Source organism: Arenibacter sp. F26102 (assembly GCF_023015865.1).
Classification (GTDB): domain Bacteria; phylum Bacteroidota; class Bacteroidia; order Flavobacteriales; family Flavobacteriaceae; genus Arenibacter.
The window spans coordinates 131,710-151,945 of record NZ_JALKBC010000001.1 but is presented as its reverse complement, the minus strand read 5'-3'; the positions used below and the strand labels follow the sequence as shown (position 1 = coordinate 151,945).

Below are 20,236 nucleotides of genomic sequence, written 5' to 3'. Positions count from 1 at the left end.
CTTTTTATGATTTTTGTTTGTAGGCCGCAAGGGTCTTATATTTTTCCTTCTTATATATGGCCTCTATCATGGCGAACACCTTGTTTCTAAATCCAAATCCTATTATACCTGCCATAGCCACAAAAATATAGCCTGCAGTTGGACTAATTAAATAATGTCCAAGGGCATACACCCCCAGAGGTAAAATTAACTTGGGCAGGGTCAACAATAAGGTTTTTGAATTAAACGCCTGCTTATCCCCAAATGCCTTTTTATTGGATGATAAATCGATGGGTGTTTTTATATATGCCCCGCCCCAGAGTACCAAATAGGAATTAACACCAATATTATAAATAGCCCCTACAATGACCGCCAAATAGGCGTCCCATCCAAAATAAATATAAAAGGAAGCTAAAATGGTACTTAGAACAGTAGCGATGATTATTAGGTACCATTTGGAGCTTAAGTATTCCCTATACCTAATATTTTGGCTCATCATTAGAGGATAGTAAGCACTATCCCAACTGGGTACAAACTGACCGAAACTAAACAAGAACCCCCCAGAAATAAAAATCCCTGCAAATATCTTCCATACAGGTCCATCATAGGCCTCTATACCACCCGTAAAGAAGAGCAATCCATAGAAAATAAAGAAAAAACTCATGATTACGGAGGTTTTGGACCGTTTGTTCCTCCTTATTAATTTTATATCGTTCTTTAAGAACGTACCCAAATTCCCAAAACGATTCAGCCAGGCATAGTCCTCTGTTTTGGCCATAGATTTCTTTCCGGCCAGTCCGGCATCCAGATACATATGTCTTTTAAAATAAATATAGGCCGATGAGGCAAGTGATATCAGCAATCCCCATGTCAAAAAAGCCATCCAAGGCATCTCATAAAGTGCCTTAAAAAATGGGGACGTATACACGGTGATATTGAACAGTTCATAATACTGACAAATCCCCAGACCTAGAACAACTCCAAGAAGGCCATAAAAAACATTGTCTTTATTGTTGACCAATACATTTATGAAATTATTACAATAAAACAGGGCCATAATGCCCATATGCCAACCAATAACTCCTATGGGCGGGTAACCCTCTATCAAAAGCACTATGGAAAAGGGTACAAAGAAAAAAGCATGCGACCGATTAAAAAATGAAACTACCGTTTTTCCCAAGGAATAAGCCACCACCCGACTTTTTTTTACTGGGAGGTAAAGCAAGGGCTTAATATTGGTAATGGGCATTTTCTGCAACATGTACCTAATGTACAGATCCACTACCAAATAATATATCATGAACTGGTTTACAACCAGTAATGGATCTCCCCAACCTTGCTTTTCAATGATATAAAATGACCCTATTCCTAGGCCAAGGAACACAACCATAAAATAGAGTGCACCAAAAATCATAAAAATCTTAATGGCAAGATTGGCTTTAAAAGAGGCAGATCTAAAAAAAGATTTCCATTCAAGCGTTAGAAAGTGCTTTAACATACTAATAGATAGTTATATCTCTCGGATTAGTCCCGAAATTAGGGTATTTGTTACAAACCCACTGTATTTTTTTCAATTCCCGTTTTAAATCCTGCTTGCTTTGTTTAATTTTGCACCAAAGATTTAATATGGCCCACTTTCATTCTCTTACGGTTCAAAAAATTAAGCCGCTTACACCAAACTCAGTTGCAATTACACTTGCCATACCCAAAGAACTAATACAGACCTTTGCGTTTACCGCTGGTCAATACATTACCATTAAAAAGGAAATAAAAGGCAAGGAATTGCGCAGGGCCTATTCCATTAGTTCTTCTCCCAAATGTGATGGCATCACGATTGGTGTTAAAAAAGTAGATAAGGGGGGATTTTCAGATTTTGCACATAACAAACTTAAGATTGGGGATGTATTGGAAGTAATGCCTCCGGAAGGCCGATTTGTTTTTAAACCAACTCCTAGCGCCAAAAATGTTGTGGCATTTGCCGCTGGAAGCGGTATTACACCCATTATGAGTATTGCAAAAACTGTCTTGGAGTCCAATTCGAAAAATAATTTTGTACTGGTTTATGGGAATAAATCCTATAAAGAAACCATGTTCTATACCGATTTGGTTAAGCTACAATTGGAATTCACCAATAGATTTCACATCTATTTTATTTTGAGTCAGACCCAAGAGGATGAATCTATTTTTGGACGTATAGAGGCCTCCACCGTTAATTACGTGCTTAAAAACAAACATAAAAATCTTGATTTTAACGATTACTATCTCTGTGGCCCCGAAACAATGATCCAATTGGTGACCGAAAATTTAAAGGAGAAGGGTATACCTGAAGACAGAATCCATTTTGAATTATTCACCTCAACGGAGATCATGGATGAACTGCCAGAAAAGCCGGAAGGGAAAACCCAACTCAAGGTTATTGTAGATGATGAGGAATTCTCTATATCCATGGACAAAAGCACCTTAGTACTTGATGCCGTTTTAAAAGAGAATATAGATGCTCCATATTCCTGTCAGGGTGGAGTTTGTAGTAGTTGTATTGCTCGCATTAAGGAAGGAAAAGCAGATATGTTAAAAAACCAAATTCTGACGGATGGCGAAATAGCCGAAGGCTTGATCTTAACTTGTCAGGCGCATCCAACCACACCTACCCTAACGGTGGATTATGACGATGTGTAAATAGAGAATATCACGAAATATTGGCCTCAGATCAGAACTGGGAATTTTTTAGTAGGTAGTGGGCAAAAGTGAAAATTCTACTATTTCAACTTAAGAAATAAGGAAAGTTGCTGAAGGAATATCCGGATTAAAAACCCCTTTTTACCTTAACGTTCCCTGGACTTACTTTTTTCTGAAATACCTCCAGCAGTTAATAATCCCAGGGTTATCAAAATTTAAGATACACTAAAAGTTTGCTGAATTACTCTTACCGCATGCTCATAGCCTATATTATATGCTTTTTCAATTCCTTTTTTGTCAAATATACCAATAAGTTCCAGGGCCCGGGGTTCAAATATTAAATCGCATTTGTTCACTTTGTTCCTATTTATTGCGTATATCATTAAGGATGTGGTTCTATTGGCCAATTGCAGGGATGATTTTATACCTTCCCTAGGAATTTCCTTAATTCCAGAGACATTACTGCCAATAATAAAATCTGAGGTGGTAGCTACTTCATCATAGGGGAAATTGTTCATAATACCCCCATCCGCATATAAGCGCCCACTAATTTCCACCGGACTAAAAACAGGAGGTAGGGCCGCAGAAGCCAATAGCGGCTTAATTAATTCCCCTTGAGAAAATATTTTTTCATCCCCTTTTTGTAAATCGGTGGCCACTACATACAGCTTGCGTTGCAAAGACTCAAAAGTACTTCCCGGTAAATATCTGGCCAAAAGGTCAAAATACCTTTCCGTATCCAATAGACCCGGCTTTAAAATCGTCATAAAATGATAACGGAAAAGAGGTGTTTCCTTAAAAAATTGCAGCATTTCTGTGACCGAGTTGCCATTGGCATACAAGGCTCCTATCAAGGCCCCCACACTGGTGCCGGAAACCGCATGCGAACTAATTCCAAATTCATTCAGCGCTTGAATCATACCAATGTGCGCCATGCCTTTTACACCGCCTCCCGATAATACCAGTCCAACCGATTTTGATTCAATTTCCGATAAATTCATTGATGTCGTAGTTTATCAGATCTGTATAACAACATACAAATAACCGCAAGTTATAAGCTCAAAATTACCCATAACCCTGCGATTTTAAAAAAAATTAATCTTAATTAAACCTTATTTTGACAAACTAACTGGTCCGAAATCTCCAATCTACCAAGTTGTATTGTCCATTTTAGCGCATTTCATCGAATCTACATACCATAATAACGCATTTCCACCACAAGAACCCTCTTGATAATGGCCTTAAAACCGACTAGGTCGTATGTTTGGCCTTATTGCCATCAATATTCTGCAAATTTGGAAACAGGAAGTATCCATGGTCCAAATAAAATAAAAGGGTGTGGTTTTGAAATGAATTTATCCATTGGATTTTAATTCGCCATAAAGTAAATACCGATTAAACCTACCTCCGAAATTCGATTTTATGATTGCAACAAAAAAACTAGAAAAATGACCGGTACAAAATAAATAGCAATGGTGCTTGCCCCGTCATAATCCTTGGCTATTCGTTGGCCTAGCAGCAACATTAATAAAGCAAGGCAGGCCAAAATGGCTCCCAACAAGGCTATTGAACTGTCCCCAGCAGCGAAAAGCCGATAGAACCCTATAGCACAGAGTAATCCTGCGACAATTTCTGTTACCAGTACTGTCCCCAATAATAAGGGCACCATATTCTTGAATGGCGTTTTGGAAAAATGTTCTTTTAACCAAGATAAGTTGCCCTTCCAATCCAAGATTTTATCAAGTGCACTCTGTAGAAAAGTTATGATTACGAAAAGAAGTAAAAGTAATTCAGGGGAATATGTCATTAAGTTGGCCATGATAATAAGTTAAAGGTTATACAGATTAATTAAGCAGCTTTTTTGTGTAGTAATCGCGTTAATTTTATGGATAGATCCATTAGTATTAGTTTAGAATTGCCATTTCTTTCAATGTGATAAATGGCATCCTCCAATTCCTTAACAATTAATAGAATATTGTTTTCATGAACGAAAGGCGCAAATTTTTCCAATTGAAATCCCTCTACGTGAATCCTCATAAAAGCCAATTCGCGTGTATTGTAGTTTATTAAAAGGGCTTGCCTCATGACGGACATGCAATAATTCAAGAATTTTTTCTGGGTTTCCCTACCCGTCTTGGCCACCACTTCGCTCCAAGAAATAAGATCGTGGATTGCGGCCTTGTTCCCTTTGGCCTTAAAGGCGCTTCTTACCCACTCCACAAACCATTTTTCAAAAACCAAATCCTCAGAATCATTATTCATGAAGTCCAGTGCCTTGTTGTAATTGCCATTGGCTTCATGCGATATCCTAAGAGCATCCTCCTTAGCAATTCCCTTATCTATCAGGGCTTGTGAAATGGCCTCTTCGGCTAAAGGTGGAAAATGTAATATTTGGCATCTGGATCGTATCGTCTGTATAATTTGCTCTTCGTCCTCAGCAATTAGAATCATTACAGTTTTATCCGGCGGCTCCTCTATCAACTTAAGGAGCTTGTTGGCTGTAGAGGTATTCATTTTCTCGGCCATCCAAATTATTAGGGCCTTATATCCTCCTTCATATGATTTTAAGGAAAGCTTTTTTACAACATCCTGTGCCTCGTCCACACCTATCTGCCCTTGTTTATTTTCAATCCCAATTAATTTATACCAATCAAAGAGATTTCCGTATGGTTGTTCCTTAATAAATTGACGCCATTCCTCCAAATAATGATCACTTACAGCGTGACTTTTTACTTTGTCCGAATTGGATACCGGAAATGCAAAATGAACATCGGGATGGGACAAGGAGTTAAATTTGGTATTACAGGCGCTATTGCCATTATTATTTTCTCCACCACTGTTCCCACAAAGCAAGTACTGCACATAAGACAGGGCCATAGGCAAGGTGCCACAGCCTTCTGGGCCCACAAATAACTGTGCATGTGGAATGCGACCTGCATCTGCACTCGAAACCAAATGATTCTTTATATGGGAAAGCCCCAAAATATCCTTGAATAACATGGTTCAAATATAGCGGTTTTTATCCGAAAACCATTTGTTGAAAGGGCTAAGGAAAATACAGGAATCAACATCTTTTCTTTTCCAATTGACACCTTTAAAATAAATCTGACCTACAACCATTTATGACATAAAAATGAAAATTGGAAAATGAACCACGTAAATTATTGGAACAGTCTCTTTAATCGCTACCTATAAATCTTTACATTTGTCACTCTCTAAAACAAAATGGCTAATGAAAACCATCAAGGATTTTAATTTTAAAGGTAAAAAAGCGTTAATAAGGGTAGATTTTAATGTTCCATTGGATGCAGATTTTAATGTAACCGATGACAATAGAATTGAAGCTGCAAAGCCTACCATCATAAAAATATTGGAAGATGGCGGTAGTGCCGTGCTAATGAGCCATTTAGGAAGGCCTAACGGAAAAGTAAATCCCGATCTATCCTTGAAACACATCTGTAACACGGCATCGGAAGTGCTTGGAATAAAGGTGAAATTTGTTGAGGAAAGCACCGGACCTCTTGCAGAAAAGGCGGTTGCAGAATTAAAGACTGGTGAAGTTCTTTTGCTGGAAAACCTAAGATTTCATGCCGAAGAGGAAAAAGGAGATAAAAATTTCGCAGAAAAATTATCCAAATTAGGGGATATTTATGTAAACGATGCATTTGGTACTGCCCATAGGGCCCATGCCTCCACAACTATAGTTGCCCAATTTTTTCCAGAAAAAAAGTGTTTTGGGTTCTTGTTGGCCAAAGAAATAGAAGCCATAGAAAAAGTAATGCGAACAGGCGAAAAACCTGTGACCGCTATCTTGGGAGGAGCAAAAGTCTCCTCTAAAATTACGATTATCGAAAATATTCTCGATAAGGTAGACCATCTTATAATCGGTGGCGGAATGACCTACACTTTCGTTAAAGCCAAAGGCGGAAAGGTTGGGGATTCCATCTGTGAAGATGATAAAATGGAATTGGCCTTGGAAATTCTTGATCAAGCCAAGAAAAAAGGGGTAGAAGTACATATCCCTGTTGATGTTTTGGCTGCAGACGACTTTAACAATAATGCCCAAACCAAAGTAGTCAATTCAGACGAGATTCCAGATGGTTGGCAAGGATTGGATGCAGGTCCTAAAACCTTGGAAATATTTAAGGAAGTAATCCTTAAATCCAAAACCATACTATGGAATGGTCCAATTGGCGTTTTTGAAATGGAAAACTTTGCAAAGGGAACCATTGCCATAGGCAATTATATTGATGAAGCAACCCAAAAGGGAGCGTTTTCATTAGTTGGTGGTGGTGATTCGGTTGCCGCCGTAAAGCAATTCGGTTTTGAAAACAAGGTAAGCTATGTATCTACTGGTGGAGGTGCGATGTTAGAGAGCCTCGAGGGCAAAACACTACCGGGAATAGCAGCAATATTGGCCTAAAAATACCGTTAAACAGTATGGGTTAATTGATTTTTGACGAGCTGATAAAAATTAAATTTTATAGTTCAGAAAAAAATCACGATTTTTAGTTTGCCCCGCTTAAAAAACAAACCTTATGAATACATCCAAAAATATATTCTTGGGGGTTTTGACTATGGGTTTCTTGGTTACAGGCGTAGCACAGGAAATAGATTCAATTCCCACCAATAAACTAAGTCATAGCACATTAAAAGCAAAAGAAATTCCAGCGGACACCACTGCAATGGATTTGGAGGGTGCGGAACAGATGGAATCCATGGAGGCCAAGGATGATATTCAGGACAACCCATTGGTTTTAGTAAAAGGACAAAAAAAATACGATTTAAAAGATCACCCGCAGGCTGCCAAGTTCGACAGCCTATGGATGAAGGAATTGTACGACAGTTCCTCACTTTTCGATTCCATTTACCAAGACATTACCACTCTTGAGATAGATTCGGTATATCATTTTAATGTAGACACCGATACCTTAAAGGCAAGATTAGAAATCTTGAATCAAAAAACACCCTTTAATATTGTTTACAACCCTTCTTTGGAGAATGTAATACGATACTTTCTGACTCGCAAAAGGGATATGATGAGCAGGATGTTGACCATAAGTCAATTCTATTTTCCCTTGTTCGAACAGGAATTGGACGTCCAAAATGTACCCTTGGAACTTAAATATTTGGCTATTGTTGAGTCGGCCCTAAATCCGAGAGCACGTTCCAGGGTGGGTGCAACCGGACTATGGCAATTTATGTACGGAACCGGAAAAATGTACGACCTGGATGTAAGCAGTTATGTAGATGAACGTAGCGATCCCATTAATTCAACCAAGGCCGCCAGTTTATATCTTAAAAAACTACACGGTATTTTTAATGATTGGGATTTGGCATTGGCAGCATATAATTCGGGACCCGGCAACGTAAACAAGGCTATCAGAAGATCAGGGGGTTATAAGAATTACTGGAATATTCGAAGAAATCTTCCAAGGGAAACTGCAGGATATGTACCTGCATTTTTAGCTACCATGTATATTTTTGAATATGCGGAAGAACATGGATTTACCACACAAGTGGCAGAACGTCCTTATTTTGAAACGGATACAGTACATGTTAAGAGTACGATTACTTTTAATCAAATTTCAGAATTGGTAGACGTAAGCGAAGAGGAATTACAATTATTGAATCCGGCTTATAAATTAAAGGTTATACCCTATGTGAAGGGTAAGAATTATGCGCTTCGACTTCCGATAGATGCATTGGGGAAATTTGTCACCAACGAGGCTGCTATTTACGCCCATGTGGAAAATCAAATAAAATCCAAGGAGGAGCCCTTACCTCAAGTTGTTCAGTCCCAAGATCAAATTAGATACAAGGTTCGGAGTGGTGATTTTCTAGGAAAAATAGCCGAAAGATACGGTGTGGGTGTTAGTCAGATCAAAAATTGGAACGGTCTAAGAAGCAATAACTTAAGAATAGGACAACGGTTGACCATTTACCCACGAAAAATTCCTTCCTCCTCAACTTCGACAAATACAAGCGCAAGCGGAACAAATTCAGTGGCTGCAACGGGTGCTAAGGTGCATACGGTTAAAAGCGGAGACTCCCTTTGGACCATTTCTAAAAAATATCCTGGAATTAGTATAGAAAATTTACGAAAATGGAACGGTATTAGTGGTAACGACATTAAACCGGGCACAAGATTAAAATTGTGCGATTGTTCATCGTAAATAAATAACTGTATGAAAAAAATTGGGACACTTGTATTATTAATTTCTTTGATTCTTGGCTCTTGTGGTGAAAAAGAAAAAAAGAAATACCTTCCAGAATCCATTGGTGCTATAAACTCTTTAGCCGTAGTAATGGATAACGAGCTTTGGGAAGGAAAAGTTGGAGACCATGTAAGACAACATTTTGCTGCCCCAGTTTTGGGCCTTTCATGGGAGGAGCCCCTTTTTACCATTAACCAAATGCCCCCAAAGGTCTTTTCCGGATCTATTCTACAAACCCGATCTGTACTTTTTGTTGCTCAAGATACATTGAGCCTTGCCCATATTAAAACCAATGTCTATGCAACCCCTCAAAAGGTGGGTGTAATCAAGGGTAGCACGGATGATGAAATTATTTCAAATTTGGATTCTAAAGCCGATGAGATCATTGAGGCCTTTAAGGAAGTTGAAATACAAGAATCGCAAAAACGATTTTTAAAATCGCTTAGCAAGGAAACCGTATTGAACGATAAATTGGGGATTACCTTATCCTTGCCCTCGATATACATGGTAGGAAAACAGGAAAATAATTTTATTTGGATCGACAGACAGATACAAAAAGGTAGTATGAATATTATTGCCTACGACATTCCCAATGACTATTTTAAAAATGACTCTACCTTTGTTAAGGATATAGTGGCCATGCGAGATTCTATAGGAAAACAATATATTCCAGGGCCCGATGTCCCAGGAAAAACGACCTTTATGATAACCGAAAAAGCTTTTGCCCCATATGTTTTTCCAGTGGAAATTTCCAATAGAAAAGCCGCAGAAGTTAGGGGCATATGGGAAATAAGTGGTTACCCTATGGCGGGGCCTTTTCTAACCTACATCGTCAACGACGATAAAAATAACCGGAAAGTGATCATTGAAGGGTTTGTATTTGCACCTGCTACTGAAAAAAGAGACGCTATGTTCCAGCTTGAGGCTATTTTAAAAACAGTAAAGTTCACGGATATTAAGAAATAACGCTTACAAAATAAATAACTGCGATTAGTGCCCTTTCACGGGCCCTAATTTTTTTAACCTAATCTATCAGGCTTTTATGACAAACACCCATTAAAACGAGTAAAAATAACCTCGGACATGGTTTTCAATTCCATGCGTAAGGAATTTAACGACCAAAATATATACTTCGCCATTGATGGACAGTTAACTTAGTTCTGTGCTGTAGAAATATGCAGGTTGGCCGGAAACAAAAAAACGCCCTTTCGGGCGTTTCTTGGTTTGGTTGGTTTTTTGGATTAATCAAAGGCGAAGCCTGTGGTTATTCTGAATATAAAGGCATAAATTACGATCAAGAAACTCGCAAAACAAAACCAGCTCATTAGCTTAAATAATGATCTAATAAAGGCATGACCCATATTTCTAAATGCTTCTAAATAAATTTCTCGGATTAATAGTACGTTTTTCATGATATTGGGTTTGGTTATTTGGTTGATTATTATACTTATATAACTCAAAATCCGATAGTTAGGTATTTCATCGGACTTTTTTGTTGTAAATACACCCTAGCTTGTTGTGAAAATAGGTTTCACCATTAAACGTCGGCAATAATTTCAATGCCCTTAGCTTAATACACTTAACCCTACATACAAAGAAATTGGAATTAATGTATCGGAAGAAATCCCTTTGTTAAATACCAAACTGGAAATTAAAAAAGCTAAATGCTATCTATATAGAACTAACATTGTTCAAAAAAAAAATTGAATTGATTTGGTACAACATTACGTATCGGCCTGTCTATATCAGTTCTTATATTTAAAGGTATATTATTTAGGCTAATTGGGCCAATAGCAATAAAAAAACCGCCTATTCCATATAAGAAAGGCGGTTTAAACTTTAGTGATTTTGTGTATTTACTAATACTACATCTTAACTATTATAAACTCTGAACGTCTATTCAGTTCGTGATTTTCCTTGCTACAGCGAACGCCGTTTCCACATTCATTGATCAAGCGTTCCTCGCCATATCCAATAGCACTTTCAATACGGTCTGCAGAAATACCCTTGGAAATAAGATAGGCTCTTGTTGACTTGGCCCTTTTGTCCGACAAATATTTATTATATACATCCGGGCCCCTGGAATCGGTATGGGATTCAATCTTGATTACCATGTCCTGGTACTCCGTCATCACCTCTACCAATTTATCAAGCTCCAATGACGCATCTTTTCTTATATACGATTTATCAAAATCGAAGAAAATCATATCTGTTTTAAGCTTTTTAATTCCGTCTTCAATTACTATGAGCTCTTTTAACTTCTTCATCGTAAAATCCACATTTACGACTTCATTTTCCTTGGTTTCTGCCGTCACCACATTTTCAAAGAATTCATTTTTAGTAGTCTTTACGGTATATTTGGTATTGGAGTCCAAATCTTCAAATACAAAGGAACCGTCATCTTCCGTGACCATTTCCTTTAATTTAATATTATTTTCATCCAATAGGGTCACCAACGCCTTCGGCATTAAATCGCCCGTAATTAGTTCTGTAACTACCCCTGAAATGGCGTTCTTCACCACCTCTTCTAGTACCAGTCTTTCAAAAGAATAAATATCATCATCCCCTTTCCCACCGCGTCTGTTGGAAGCAAAATATCCTTTTTGGTCCTTTTCATTAACGATATATGAAAAATCATCCTTGTTACTGTTAATTGGCTGTCCCATATTAACTACTTCCTTGAATCCCTCCTCATCATAAGCCACTTCGTAAACATCCAATCCGCCGAGTCCTACATGTCCATTGGAAGCGAAGTACAACTTCTTATCGTTAATAAAAGGAAACATTTCCTTTTGCTCCGTATTTATTTCAGGGCCCAGATTCTTAGGCTCGGAATAATTTCCATCACCCAAGACATCAACCACGAAAATATCCGTTTCCCCAATTGTTCCAGGCATATCGGAAACAAAATATAATTGTTTGCCATCCGGACTTAAGGCAGGATGCCCCGTGGAATACTCATCGCTGTTAAAAGGCACTTCCTCAGCCTCGGACCATTCCCCATCAACCTTCTTTGATGTATAAATTTTTAGGTGATTCACACCATTTTTAGATCTTTTTAATTTTTTGCCATAATTGTTTCGTGTGAAAAACATGGTTGCATTATCTGGAGTAAAAGCAACCGACGCCTCGTGATACTTAGAGTTTATTTTCTTTGAAAATCTTATAGCTTCCTTCAGGTCTTGGGACTCCTTATTCACTTTGGATACATAAAGGTCCAGGTAAGGTTGATTGTTCCATTTATACCGTCTAGTATTAAAAATTGAAGAGTCTTTGGCAGAGGCAAATACAATCTCATCCTCATTATAGAACATTGGTGAAAATTCAGAATATTTAGTATTTATAGCCAAGTTTTTAAGCCCAAATTTGAGCTCCATATTTAGAATATTGTCCAAAACGGCCTCTTTTTTGTTCGCATTGAAATCCACATTGGAACCGGCATTGCCATTCTTGACCTCTTTGTCATATAAACGCATCATCCTTTTGGACTTCCCGTACTTACCAGTGCCTTTCAAGGTATGTGCGTACTTAAAAATTTGGTCTGGGGAAACCTCATTCTCATATCTTTCAAAAATCATATCATAATAGTAATATGCTTTTGCCATATTAGTATTGTAATAATAGGCATCCCCAGCTTTTTGAAGAATTTCCAAGGAATAATTATTGGGATCCTTTTTTATGGCTTCTTCATATAATTCGGCAGCCTCCGCATACCACATCTTCTCAAAATATTGATCTGCTTTTTGAATCAGCCTTGTAGCATTGGGGTTACCTTTATCCTTTGATTTATTTTCCTTTACCTTATTACTTACCATATCGCCCTCCTCAACAGGATTAAGCATATCATAGGTAACCTCATCTATAGATAATTCTTCCTTGGGCGAGGACTTCTTGTCTTTAGGGGAAGATTTTTCATCTTGCCCCGGCAATTGAACTCCTTTAGGATAATCATTCACATCATGAACGGAAGAGTTATCAGTACCAGAGAAAGGAGATACAGAATTTGTAACAGAACCATTCCCACTTATTTCTATTTTTTTGGATTTTCCACCATTATCAACATTCATTAACCAGAATGAGTCGGAATAGGAGCCATCCAATTTTGAATTACAGGCAGCAATAGCCTTATCCAAATTATCGTATTTACCCAAATAAACATAATTGAGACCGTTACTGGGATTACTAATATATCTGGCATCAAAACCTTGTCCCTTTAATTTTTGGGCAAGTTTTTGAGCATTGCCCAAATCGGAAAATACACCGGAGACAATATAAAAACCTTCATTCGCCCCTTTAAGATTTTTAAAGGTCCTGCTTTTAATATGGTTTTCGGCAGCTCTCTTTTTAAAGCTTTCCGGCGTAACACTACTTTTGTAATCCAATGTAGAACTGGACCTGACATTGTTACTTAAATCTATATCAGAAAATCGTTCATCTGCATTTGACGGAACGTTTTTCCTAATTCCCTGGGCACTGCCAATTAAAGCAAGAAAGAGCAAGCAGGCTGTTAGAAGTTGTTTCATGGTTGTTTAATTAGAAAAATCTAGGGGATTTGAGCTTTTTGACTTTTGAAATCAATTGATATCTAAAAAATATCTCATGGGTTCCCGAATTGTAATTATTTAGTTGGCTAATACTGTAATCATAGGCATACCCCATATTGATTTTGGTACTGATTTGAAAACCGATAAGAGCACTCAAAGAATCCTCTAGTCTATAGTTAACGCCCAAATTTAAAGTTTCGTATGTCAGGAAGTTGATCGAAGCATCAATGGACACAGCACCTCCTACAACATTCTTTACAAAAAAGGATGGCTTAAATTTTAAATCAGGTGTTAAATCAAAGACATAACCACCAATTAAATAAAGATGAACAAGATCGGAAGCTTCAGATTCCGCTATGGCGTCATAATGCTTACCCGTCAATAAATTAGGCGTTGAAACACCAATGTAATACCTATTGGTATAATAGAAGAGTCCGGCTCCAATAGTGGGAAGAACCCTACTGTTGATATTCTCATTAAATGCTGCTTCGGGTTCCCTATACCGCCCCTTGGACCAATCCAGGCTCATAAATTTTATTCCAGCCTTTAACCCCAGTGCAAGTCTATCGCCATTTCGATTAAGTATTAAATTATGGGCATAATTCCCATCCATATAGGTTTCTTGGGACGGCCCCAATTCATCATGTATAATGGAGAGTCCGAGGCCATCAAATAATCCAATAGGCGATTCTATACCGAACGTTATAGTACTGGGCGCACCCTCTATACCAGCCCATTGACTTCTATAAAGCGACAAAATGGTCAAATGCCCGTGGGAACCTGTATAACCCGCATTTACGGTCATCGTATTGAAGTTGTAATGGGTATATTGTGGCTCTTGCTGTCCGTAGCTCACATAGAACACTGGCAACAAAAGGAGTATTAAAAATCTAACTTTAGGGGAAATCATTAAAAACTATTTATTGTATTGCAATTAATCGTCAAATTATCGGCTAATGTATAGCCATCCACTTTTAACCGGTCTTACACCGTCCACAAAATCCAAGAGATAAAAATAGGTGCCTACCGGTAAATTATTATCAGAACCAATATTATTGGTCTTGGATACTGTTCCATGCCAATCATTTTTATATCCTGTGGTTTCAAAAACTCTTTTGCCCCAACGGTTGAAGATCTGTAGATAATTATTTGGGTAACTTTCTATACATTCAATAAAGAAAACATCGTTCAATCCGTCGTTGTTCGGCGAAAATTCATTAAAAATTACCATGCAATCCTCATCTATTTCTTTTACCTCCAAATCGATCAGGGTAATACCGGCCATAGAAGAGTCGTTGTTAGGCCTGAAATCCAACTGATCAACATAAGCTAGAGTTGCTACATTTACATAATCATCCAATTCAGTTATGGTAGCTTTGATTTCCAGTGTTGAACTTTCCTCAATACCTAAAGTTTCCATAGTCCAAATACCCATAATTGGATCATAAGTACCATTATCCGTTTTTGAGGAAACATAATTATATCCCGCTGGCAGCTCTTCTGTTATTCCCAAATGGGAAGCTACATATGGTCCATGGTTTATAACCCTAACAGTAAATACAACCTCATCCCCTATATAGCCTTCTTGCGGCACTACCGTTTTGAAAGTTTCCAAATCCACAATAGGCGTACCAATTGTGTGACTGTCCTCATCATCCTCGCTTTGATCATTATCATCATTGTTGGGAGCGGAATCCATGTCCAATTGATCCACATTGGTTATTTGAGCTATATTCTTGTATTCTCCATTAACTCCTTGTGGGATATTAATGGTCCCCTCATAAGTGAGGGCAATGAATCCAATCTCCAAGCTTGGCACGTTCCAGATAATTCTATTTCCATTTAATACGCCACCGTCGTTAATATTGCCAACTGTAATTCCAAAGGGGAGTAGATCGGTTATTTGCAAATTGGTGGCCGTATCCGGTCCATCATTGGTGACTGTCAAAGTATAAACCACTTCTTCCCCAACATTGGGCATATTACTATTAACCGTTTTATTTAAGCTGATATCGGCCATGGGGACAACAGAAACATCGGCCTCATCCTGATCATTAGCATTTTCCGAATCCAACTGATCCACTTTAACCAGTTTGGCAATGTTAGTATAATCCCCGGATTTTAAAACGGTAACCAACATTTGCAAAGTAGCTGTTCCGGCAATATCAATGAAAGGAATTTCCCATAATGAACTTGAGGTATTGTAACTACCATTATTGGTATTGGCAGTTATTAGGTCATAGCCCGACGGAAGTATATCCTGAATAATAATATTGGACGCACTATAGTTGCCATTATTTACTACGTCTATAGTAAATGTCACTGTGTCGCCAACAAATGTTTCCAGTTGGTCTACTGTCTTACTAACATTTAAGTCTAAGGTTGGTGTTGGGATCGTATGACTGTCCTCATCATCTTCACTCTGGTCATTATCATCATTATTGGGACTTGAATCGGGGTCAATCTGATCTACTGATGTTATCTGAGCAATATTTTTATATTCATCCACCGCTCCTGTGGGCGCGTTTACTATAAGCTCGTAAGTAAGGACCTGAGTGCCCATAGCAATACTTGGAAGCGTCCAGCTAATACTATTACCATTTAGCACACCACCATCATTTATAGCATTTATGTTGTAACCAACAGGAATTTGATCCTCTACTATAACATTTGTTGCCTCCTCCGGACCGTTGTTGGTCAGCGTTAAAGAGAATATTATTTTCTCGCCAATATTCGGTTTGGGATTATCAACAGTTTTCGTCAGACTAAGGTCGGACATGCCATTGACCACAATAGTGATCGTATCCCTACCCTCGCAACCATTGGCATCTGTCCCTATAACCGTGAAAACAGTGGTGGAGAATATAGGGAAGGGAGCTCCATCAGAGGCTCCATTGTCCCAAACGTAACTATCCGCACCCGCACCTTTCAAAACAACAGTTTCCCCTGCATTTACCGCAGTGGCCGAGGCATTGGCAACTACACTTGGCGGAGATAATACGTTTAATGTTACTGGGGTTGAAGCGTCCACAGGACAGATATGGGTAGCGTTGGCAATAACTACTCTATACGAACTTCCGTTATCGCCCAATAAAGCATTGGTTATATCAAGAACATTGGTTTTTGTCCCACTGTATGTTCCACTTTCCAAAAGATCTTCCCATACAGAACCATTTAACCATTGCCATTGGTATGTATCCGTATTGGCAGCTACAACTGAAAACGAAGCATCATTCCCAGGACATATGGATTTATCAATAGGCTGGGTCACGATATACGGAGCGGTATTTTCTTGAAATTCAAATACTCCATTACCATCCACATCGGCTGGGACGGGATAGGTTGCAGCCATGACTATTCCATTGGAATTGATTTTGGGTGGGGTTCCTGTTCCGTAAAATGGATTGTCCCCTTGATCTGAATTAGGATTATTATAGGCTTCATTGGCATCACTACAACCGTCATCATCACTGTCCGTATCCATATAATCCGGTCCGGCAGTACCATCAGTATTACCTATAACATAGTTGATGACGCCATTGTCTAAAGCTGATTCCACGTTGTCTGCCAAACCGTTAAGGCCATAGGGCCCATCAACAACCCCGTTGGTATGGGTTTGGTTGTGCCCAGCTTCCACAGCATCATATATACCGTCGTTATCAACATCAAGATCCAATTGGTTGGTCACTCCATCCCAATCGTTATCCAATCCATAAATTCTGGGATCAATATAGTTGGTAACGCAACCAAATTCTATATTATGTTGTCTTTGAGTAGAGAAAGCACCAGCAACCCTTGCCACAGCACCTACACGGATAGAAATTTCGGATCTTGAATTATAATCTACCCCAAAATTAACTTGAGGTACAATATTACTTCCAGTAGGATAGGTAGTAGTACCAGCGGTACCTATTACCCATTTTCCGTCGGTAGACATTGTCAATTCGGTTGGACTTGAAATTACATAACTCGTGGGGTTGTAGCTCCAAGCCTGTTCACCATATTGATGGGTGCCATCAATATCATTAAAATTCATAAAGATTTTATCGAGTATCACTGGATTTGAACCCCCAGAAGTCACAAAACGAATCTTATATTCTATAAGCCCTTGATCGCCTTTATTGGCAAAATTAAAAGCCGTATATGGCCTAAAGGCTTCTTTTGCCATACTATTGTTGTCGATTTCGGTTACCGTGGCATTATAAATCTGTACAATAGTAATCAAGGCATCGGTACCTGAAGTAACATTCGGAATTCTATATACTGCACCTTGTTGCAAGGCCGTCCCGGAAAGCAACACTGCGTTGGCACTGAAATCCAAAGTTGTTTCCCCTCCACATTGTGGTTGCGAATTAGCGATTACAGTATTTAGCTCCTCAATATCCGGAATACCATCGTTATCATCATCCAAATCTGAACGGTCGAGAATACCATCATTATCGGAGTCAATAAATGGTGGTGGTATCTCATCAAAAGTCTCAACAGTCACCAATCCAACATCACAAAGTCCATCCGTATCACAAATTTTATATTCAAAGGTATCTGTACCTAAGTATCCAGGATTTGGGGTATACATTATCTCAGCGGTGGCGGTGGATATAGTTACCGTGCCATTGGCAGGTTGTAAAAGTCCTGCATTGCTAATAGAATTTATATTGATATTGTTGTCAAGGTCTATATCATTTTCCAATACCTGAATAACGACCGACTTATTTCGGGTTACCTGCTCGTGGTCATCATTGGCACAAGGACTGGCATAAACGGTGATGCTTGTTGCATTTGAAGAATCTGGGGTACAACCTGAACATGGTGCAATATTTAATCTATAGGTTCCTGGGTTTTGAATTTTTATCAAATCTAGACCTACACCTTCTTTTAGAGTAGTCCCATCAGGAAAAGTAACACCAGGAGTTACCGATTCCCAGTAATAGAGCGCCGATGAAGATTTGAAATTGGCCTCCAATGCTATGGCTTGATCTAGAATACAACTGTCAAAATTTATCGGACTAAGAATACTAGTGTCCAATTGCCCTTCATATGCCGTTCCCAAGAAAGCATACGGTCCAGCAAAATCTACCAGTCCAGAACTGAATGAAGAAGAGCCCCTTGTTTTTATCAAAACCGCACTATAAGGAAAATAACATGGACCATCCAATCCAAAAATCACTGCCGGGTCAAAACCCAAGCCAGTAAAATTAAGTCCAACTTCGGCTAAAGATTCTTTACCGTAGGTAGAGGAAGGAGTTAAATCATCTTTATAAGTACCCCATGGCGGTGCGCTTGTGGAAGTACTATTTATTTTACTGAAGGAATTTTGCCCATAGTCTACATGTGCATATCCATATACAGAACTGCCGCTTTCTCCGTCAAAACTATTATAGGTAAATCCAGCGTTGGACAAATAATCCTCCCGAGTTATCCAAATTCTAACATCCAAACTCATTACGCTGGATCCCGAATAGTCGAATCCAACATCAAGGTCGCCAATTGTTGTAACCTTTCCATCATTATCAAATTGCCAGGCAGTATGACCTTCTTCCTGACCAAAGTTGGAAAACGAATTTCCAACCAATTGTATTTCTTCAATAAAAAATTCCACATCAGTATAGTGTGCACCCCCATTATCCGAAGTACTTACTGCCATGGTTACCCATAGGTCATCAGTTAAGTTCATTCCATCTCTTCGAACATGTACAAAGGAATCAACTATATCGGCCTTTTTTGAAATTTTAGAAGGTTTTACTTGCCAATTGGCAGGGTTGTCCCCGTTTCGCCCTTGGGAAAAGGCAGTCTTATCATTTTCTTCGGCAATATAGTCATGTCCAAAATTAGCTCCATACCAAAGTCGCCCGTTTTGGACACTATAATTGGGTTTCCCCATAGAAGCCTGAAAAGCTGTGTTCTGACCGGAATTTATTATTCCCTGAAAAGAAACAAAATTACTTTCGTCAATGACACCCATTCCAGAATTACCGGCAAACCAATCGTCATTTCCTGCGTTTGGCTCCCCCGAATATAGGTTTGCCTCAACAGCAAAATTTCCTCCAACACCAGATTGTGAGGAAACATCAACGACCCAAAATAATAGGATAGAACAACAAAAACACGAGATGCGATTGCGTATAGTATGCTTCATTAATAAATTTTACATAGGTATAAGCCTATGGGGGGATTTTTTTTAAATTTTGTTAAACAGCCCATATAAAATGGGATGCAAGAACAAAACTAATACTTAACCCAAAAAGGCCATTTTTATTGTTGTGTGTTTAGGCTTAACCGTGGTGAAATGAAGTTATAGTGTAGTGAAACTTCTAAAAATGGTGTTTAAAGAAGTCAATGAAAGATAGGCTTAATCGATAAAATGCAGTGCTGAATATTCATGGCCCACAAACGGCCACAATTGAACAAAAAAAAAGCACTCGTTTAGGAGTGCTTTTTTATAATAAAGTATAAAACTGTTATTTCTCTTTCTTCTCTTCTAATTTATCGTCTTCCTTGGAAGCATCTTTAAATTCTTTGATTCCGCTTCCCAATCCACGCATCAATTCCGGAATCTTTTTTCCTCCAAATAATAATAAGACAATCGCCACAACCAAGGCTATTTGCATTGGACCAATGACTAAGAATGTGTATAAAGTTATCATAGTATGATGATTTAAGAGTAACAAAGGTACTAAAAAAGATGTTAGAATGCTGTTAATTTTAACGACTATAAAATATTTTAATTATTCTAAATTAGAATATATTTTGTTAATGGATACTTTTGCTGCGAAATAATTGCTGAATATCAAATTTAATAATAAAGGAATTATATTTAAA

13 protein-coding genes are annotated in these 20,236 nt (G+C 38.3%); 4 read left to right on the top strand and 9 right to left on the bottom strand.

All coding sequences use genetic code 11. The features are described from left to right. Positions 1 to 4: 4 nt before the first annotated feature. Positions 5 to 1,477 carry a DUF5687 family protein gene (locus MWU78_RS00555; protein WP_246993982.1) on the bottom strand — a complete coding sequence of 491 codons (1,473 nt, stop codon included), beginning with the start codon at positions 1,475 to 1,477 and terminating at the stop codon, positions 5 to 7. A 128-nt stretch (positions 1,478 to 1,605) separates the two neighbouring features. Between MWU78_RS00555 and MWU78_RS00550 the strand changes: the two genes are divergently transcribed. Continuing rightward, positions 1,606 to 2,655, top strand: coding sequence for a ferredoxin--NADP reductase (locus MWU78_RS00550; RefSeq protein ID WP_246993980.1), 1,050 nt, complete (start codon positions 1,606 to 1,608; stop codon positions 2,653 to 2,655). Positions 2,656 to 2,870: 215 nt separating this feature from the next. Here the strand turns inward: MWU78_RS00550 and MWU78_RS00545 are convergent, their stop codons facing one another. The 3 genes from MWU78_RS00545 to MWU78_RS00535 form a co-directional block, all read right to left on the bottom strand. Next, entirely contained in the window at positions 2,871 to 3,656 is a 786-nt protein-coding gene (locus MWU78_RS00545; RefSeq protein WP_246993979.1) for a patatin-like phospholipase family protein, read from the bottom strand. A gap of 419 nt (positions 3,657 to 4,075) precedes the next feature. After that, entirely contained in the window at positions 4,076 to 4,474 is a 399-nt protein-coding gene (locus tag MWU78_RS00540; RefSeq protein WP_246993977.1) for a DoxX family membrane protein, read from the bottom strand. 29 nt (positions 4,475 to 4,503) lie between these two features. After that, the gene (locus MWU78_RS00535; RefSeq protein ID WP_246993975.1) at positions 4,504 to 5,655 is read right to left on the bottom strand and encodes a DNA polymerase III subunit delta'; all 1,152 of its coding nucleotides are present in this window, start codon (positions 5,653 to 5,655) and stop codon (positions 4,504 to 4,506) included. A gap of 232 nt (positions 5,656 to 5,887) precedes the next feature. On the opposite strand from MWU78_RS00535, the gene MWU78_RS00530 reads away from it, so the two are divergent. The 3 genes from MWU78_RS00530 (at position 5,888) to MWU78_RS00520 (ending at position 9,839) form a co-directional block, all read left to right on the top strand. After that, entirely contained in the window at positions 5,888 to 7,078 is a 1,191-nt protein-coding gene (locus MWU78_RS00530) for a phosphoglycerate kinase (RefSeq protein WP_246993973.1), read from the top strand. A 115-nt stretch (positions 7,079 to 7,193) separates the two neighbouring features. Continuing rightward, positions 7,194 to 8,831, top strand: a complete 1,638-nt coding sequence (locus MWU78_RS00525; protein WP_246993971.1) for a lytic transglycosylase domain-containing protein — start codon at positions 7,194 to 7,196, stop codon at positions 8,829 to 8,831. A gap of 12 nt (positions 8,832 to 8,843) precedes the next feature. Continuing rightward, positions 8,844 to 9,839: a DUF4837 family protein gene (locus MWU78_RS00520; protein WP_246993969.1), complete on the top strand. Its 996-nt coding sequence runs from the start codon at positions 8,844 to 8,846 to the stop codon at positions 9,837 to 9,839. Positions 9,840 to 10,114: 275 nt separating this feature from the next. Here MWU78_RS00520 and MWU78_RS22525 read toward each other — a convergent pair whose 3' ends face one another. The 5 genes from MWU78_RS22525 to MWU78_RS00500 form a co-directional block, all read right to left on the bottom strand. After that, positions 10,115 to 10,285, bottom strand: a complete 171-nt coding sequence (locus MWU78_RS22525) for a DUF6747 family protein (RefSeq protein WP_348647047.1) — start codon at positions 10,283 to 10,285, stop codon at positions 10,115 to 10,117. A 453-nt stretch (positions 10,286 to 10,738) separates the two neighbouring features. Beyond that, a complete protein-coding gene (locus MWU78_RS00515) occupies positions 10,739 to 13,396 on the bottom strand; it encodes an OmpA family protein (protein WP_246993967.1) in 2,658 nt (885 codons plus the stop codon). 10 nt (positions 13,397 to 13,406) lie between these two features. Then, positions 13,407 to 14,327 carry a type IX secretion system membrane protein PorP/SprF gene (locus tag MWU78_RS00510; RefSeq protein WP_246993966.1) on the bottom strand — a complete coding sequence of 307 codons (921 nt, stop codon included), beginning with the start codon at positions 14,325 to 14,327 and terminating at the stop codon, positions 13,407 to 13,409. 36 nt (positions 14,328 to 14,363) lie between these two features. Beyond that, the gene (locus tag MWU78_RS00505) at positions 14,364 to 19,553 is read right to left on the bottom strand and encodes a gliding motility-associated C-terminal domain-containing protein (protein WP_246993948.1); all 5,190 of its coding nucleotides are present in this window, start codon (positions 19,551 to 19,553) and stop codon (positions 14,364 to 14,366) included. A 322-nt stretch (positions 19,554 to 19,875) separates the two neighbouring features. Then, complete coding sequence (locus MWU78_RS00500) at positions 19,876 to 20,061, bottom strand: twin-arginine translocase TatA/TatE family subunit (RefSeq protein ID WP_246993946.1); 186 nt, start codon at positions 20,059 to 20,061, stop codon at positions 19,876 to 19,878. Positions 20,062 to 20,236 lie beyond the last annotated feature (175 nt).

Excerpts from the sequence above, each read along its gene's own strand:
- MWU78_RS00555 (WP_246993982.1), bottom strand. The coding sequence starts at position 1,477 with ATGTTAAAGCACTTTCTAACGCTTGAATGGAAATCTTTTTTTAGATCT.
- MWU78_RS00525 (WP_246993971.1), top strand. The coding sequence starts at position 7,194 with ATGAATACATCCAAAAATATATTCTTGGGGGTTTTGACTATGGGTTTC.
- MWU78_RS00540 (WP_246993977.1), bottom strand. The coding sequence starts at position 4,474 with ATGGCCAACTTAATGACATATTCCCCTGAATTACTTTTACTTCTTTTC.
- MWU78_RS00515 (WP_246993967.1), bottom strand. The coding sequence starts at position 13,396 with ATGAAACAACTTCTAACAGCCTGCTTGCTCTTTCTTGCTTTAATTGGC.
- MWU78_RS00510 (WP_246993966.1), bottom strand. The coding sequence starts at position 14,327 with ATGATTTCCCCTAAAGTTAGATTTTTAATACTCCTTTTGTTGCCAGTG.
- MWU78_RS22525 (WP_348647047.1), bottom strand. The coding sequence starts at position 10,285 with ATGAAAAACGTACTATTAATCCGAGAAATTTATTTAGAAGCATTTAGA.
- MWU78_RS00505 (WP_246993948.1), bottom strand. The coding sequence starts at position 19,553 with ATGAAGCATACTATACGCAATCGCATCTCGTGTTTTTGTTGTTCTATC.
- MWU78_RS00535 (WP_246993975.1), bottom strand. The coding sequence starts at position 5,655 with ATGTTATTCAAGGATATTTTGGGGCTTTCCCATATAAAGAATCATTTG.
- MWU78_RS00550 (WP_246993980.1), top strand. The coding sequence starts at position 1,606 with ATGGCCCACTTTCATTCTCTTACGGTTCAAAAAATTAAGCCGCTTACA.
- MWU78_RS00520 (WP_246993969.1), top strand. The coding sequence starts at position 8,844 with ATGAAAAAAATTGGGACACTTGTATTATTAATTTCTTTGATTCTTGGC.
- MWU78_RS00500 (WP_246993946.1), bottom strand. The coding sequence starts at position 20,061 with ATGATAACTTTATACACATTCTTAGTCATTGGTCCAATGCAAATAGCC.
- MWU78_RS00545 (WP_246993979.1), bottom strand. The coding sequence starts at position 3,656 with ATGAATTTATCGGAAATTGAATCAAAATCGGTTGGACTGGTATTATCG.
- MWU78_RS00530 (WP_246993973.1), top strand. The coding sequence starts at position 5,888 with ATGAAAACCATCAAGGATTTTAATTTTAAAGGTAAAAAAGCGTTAATA.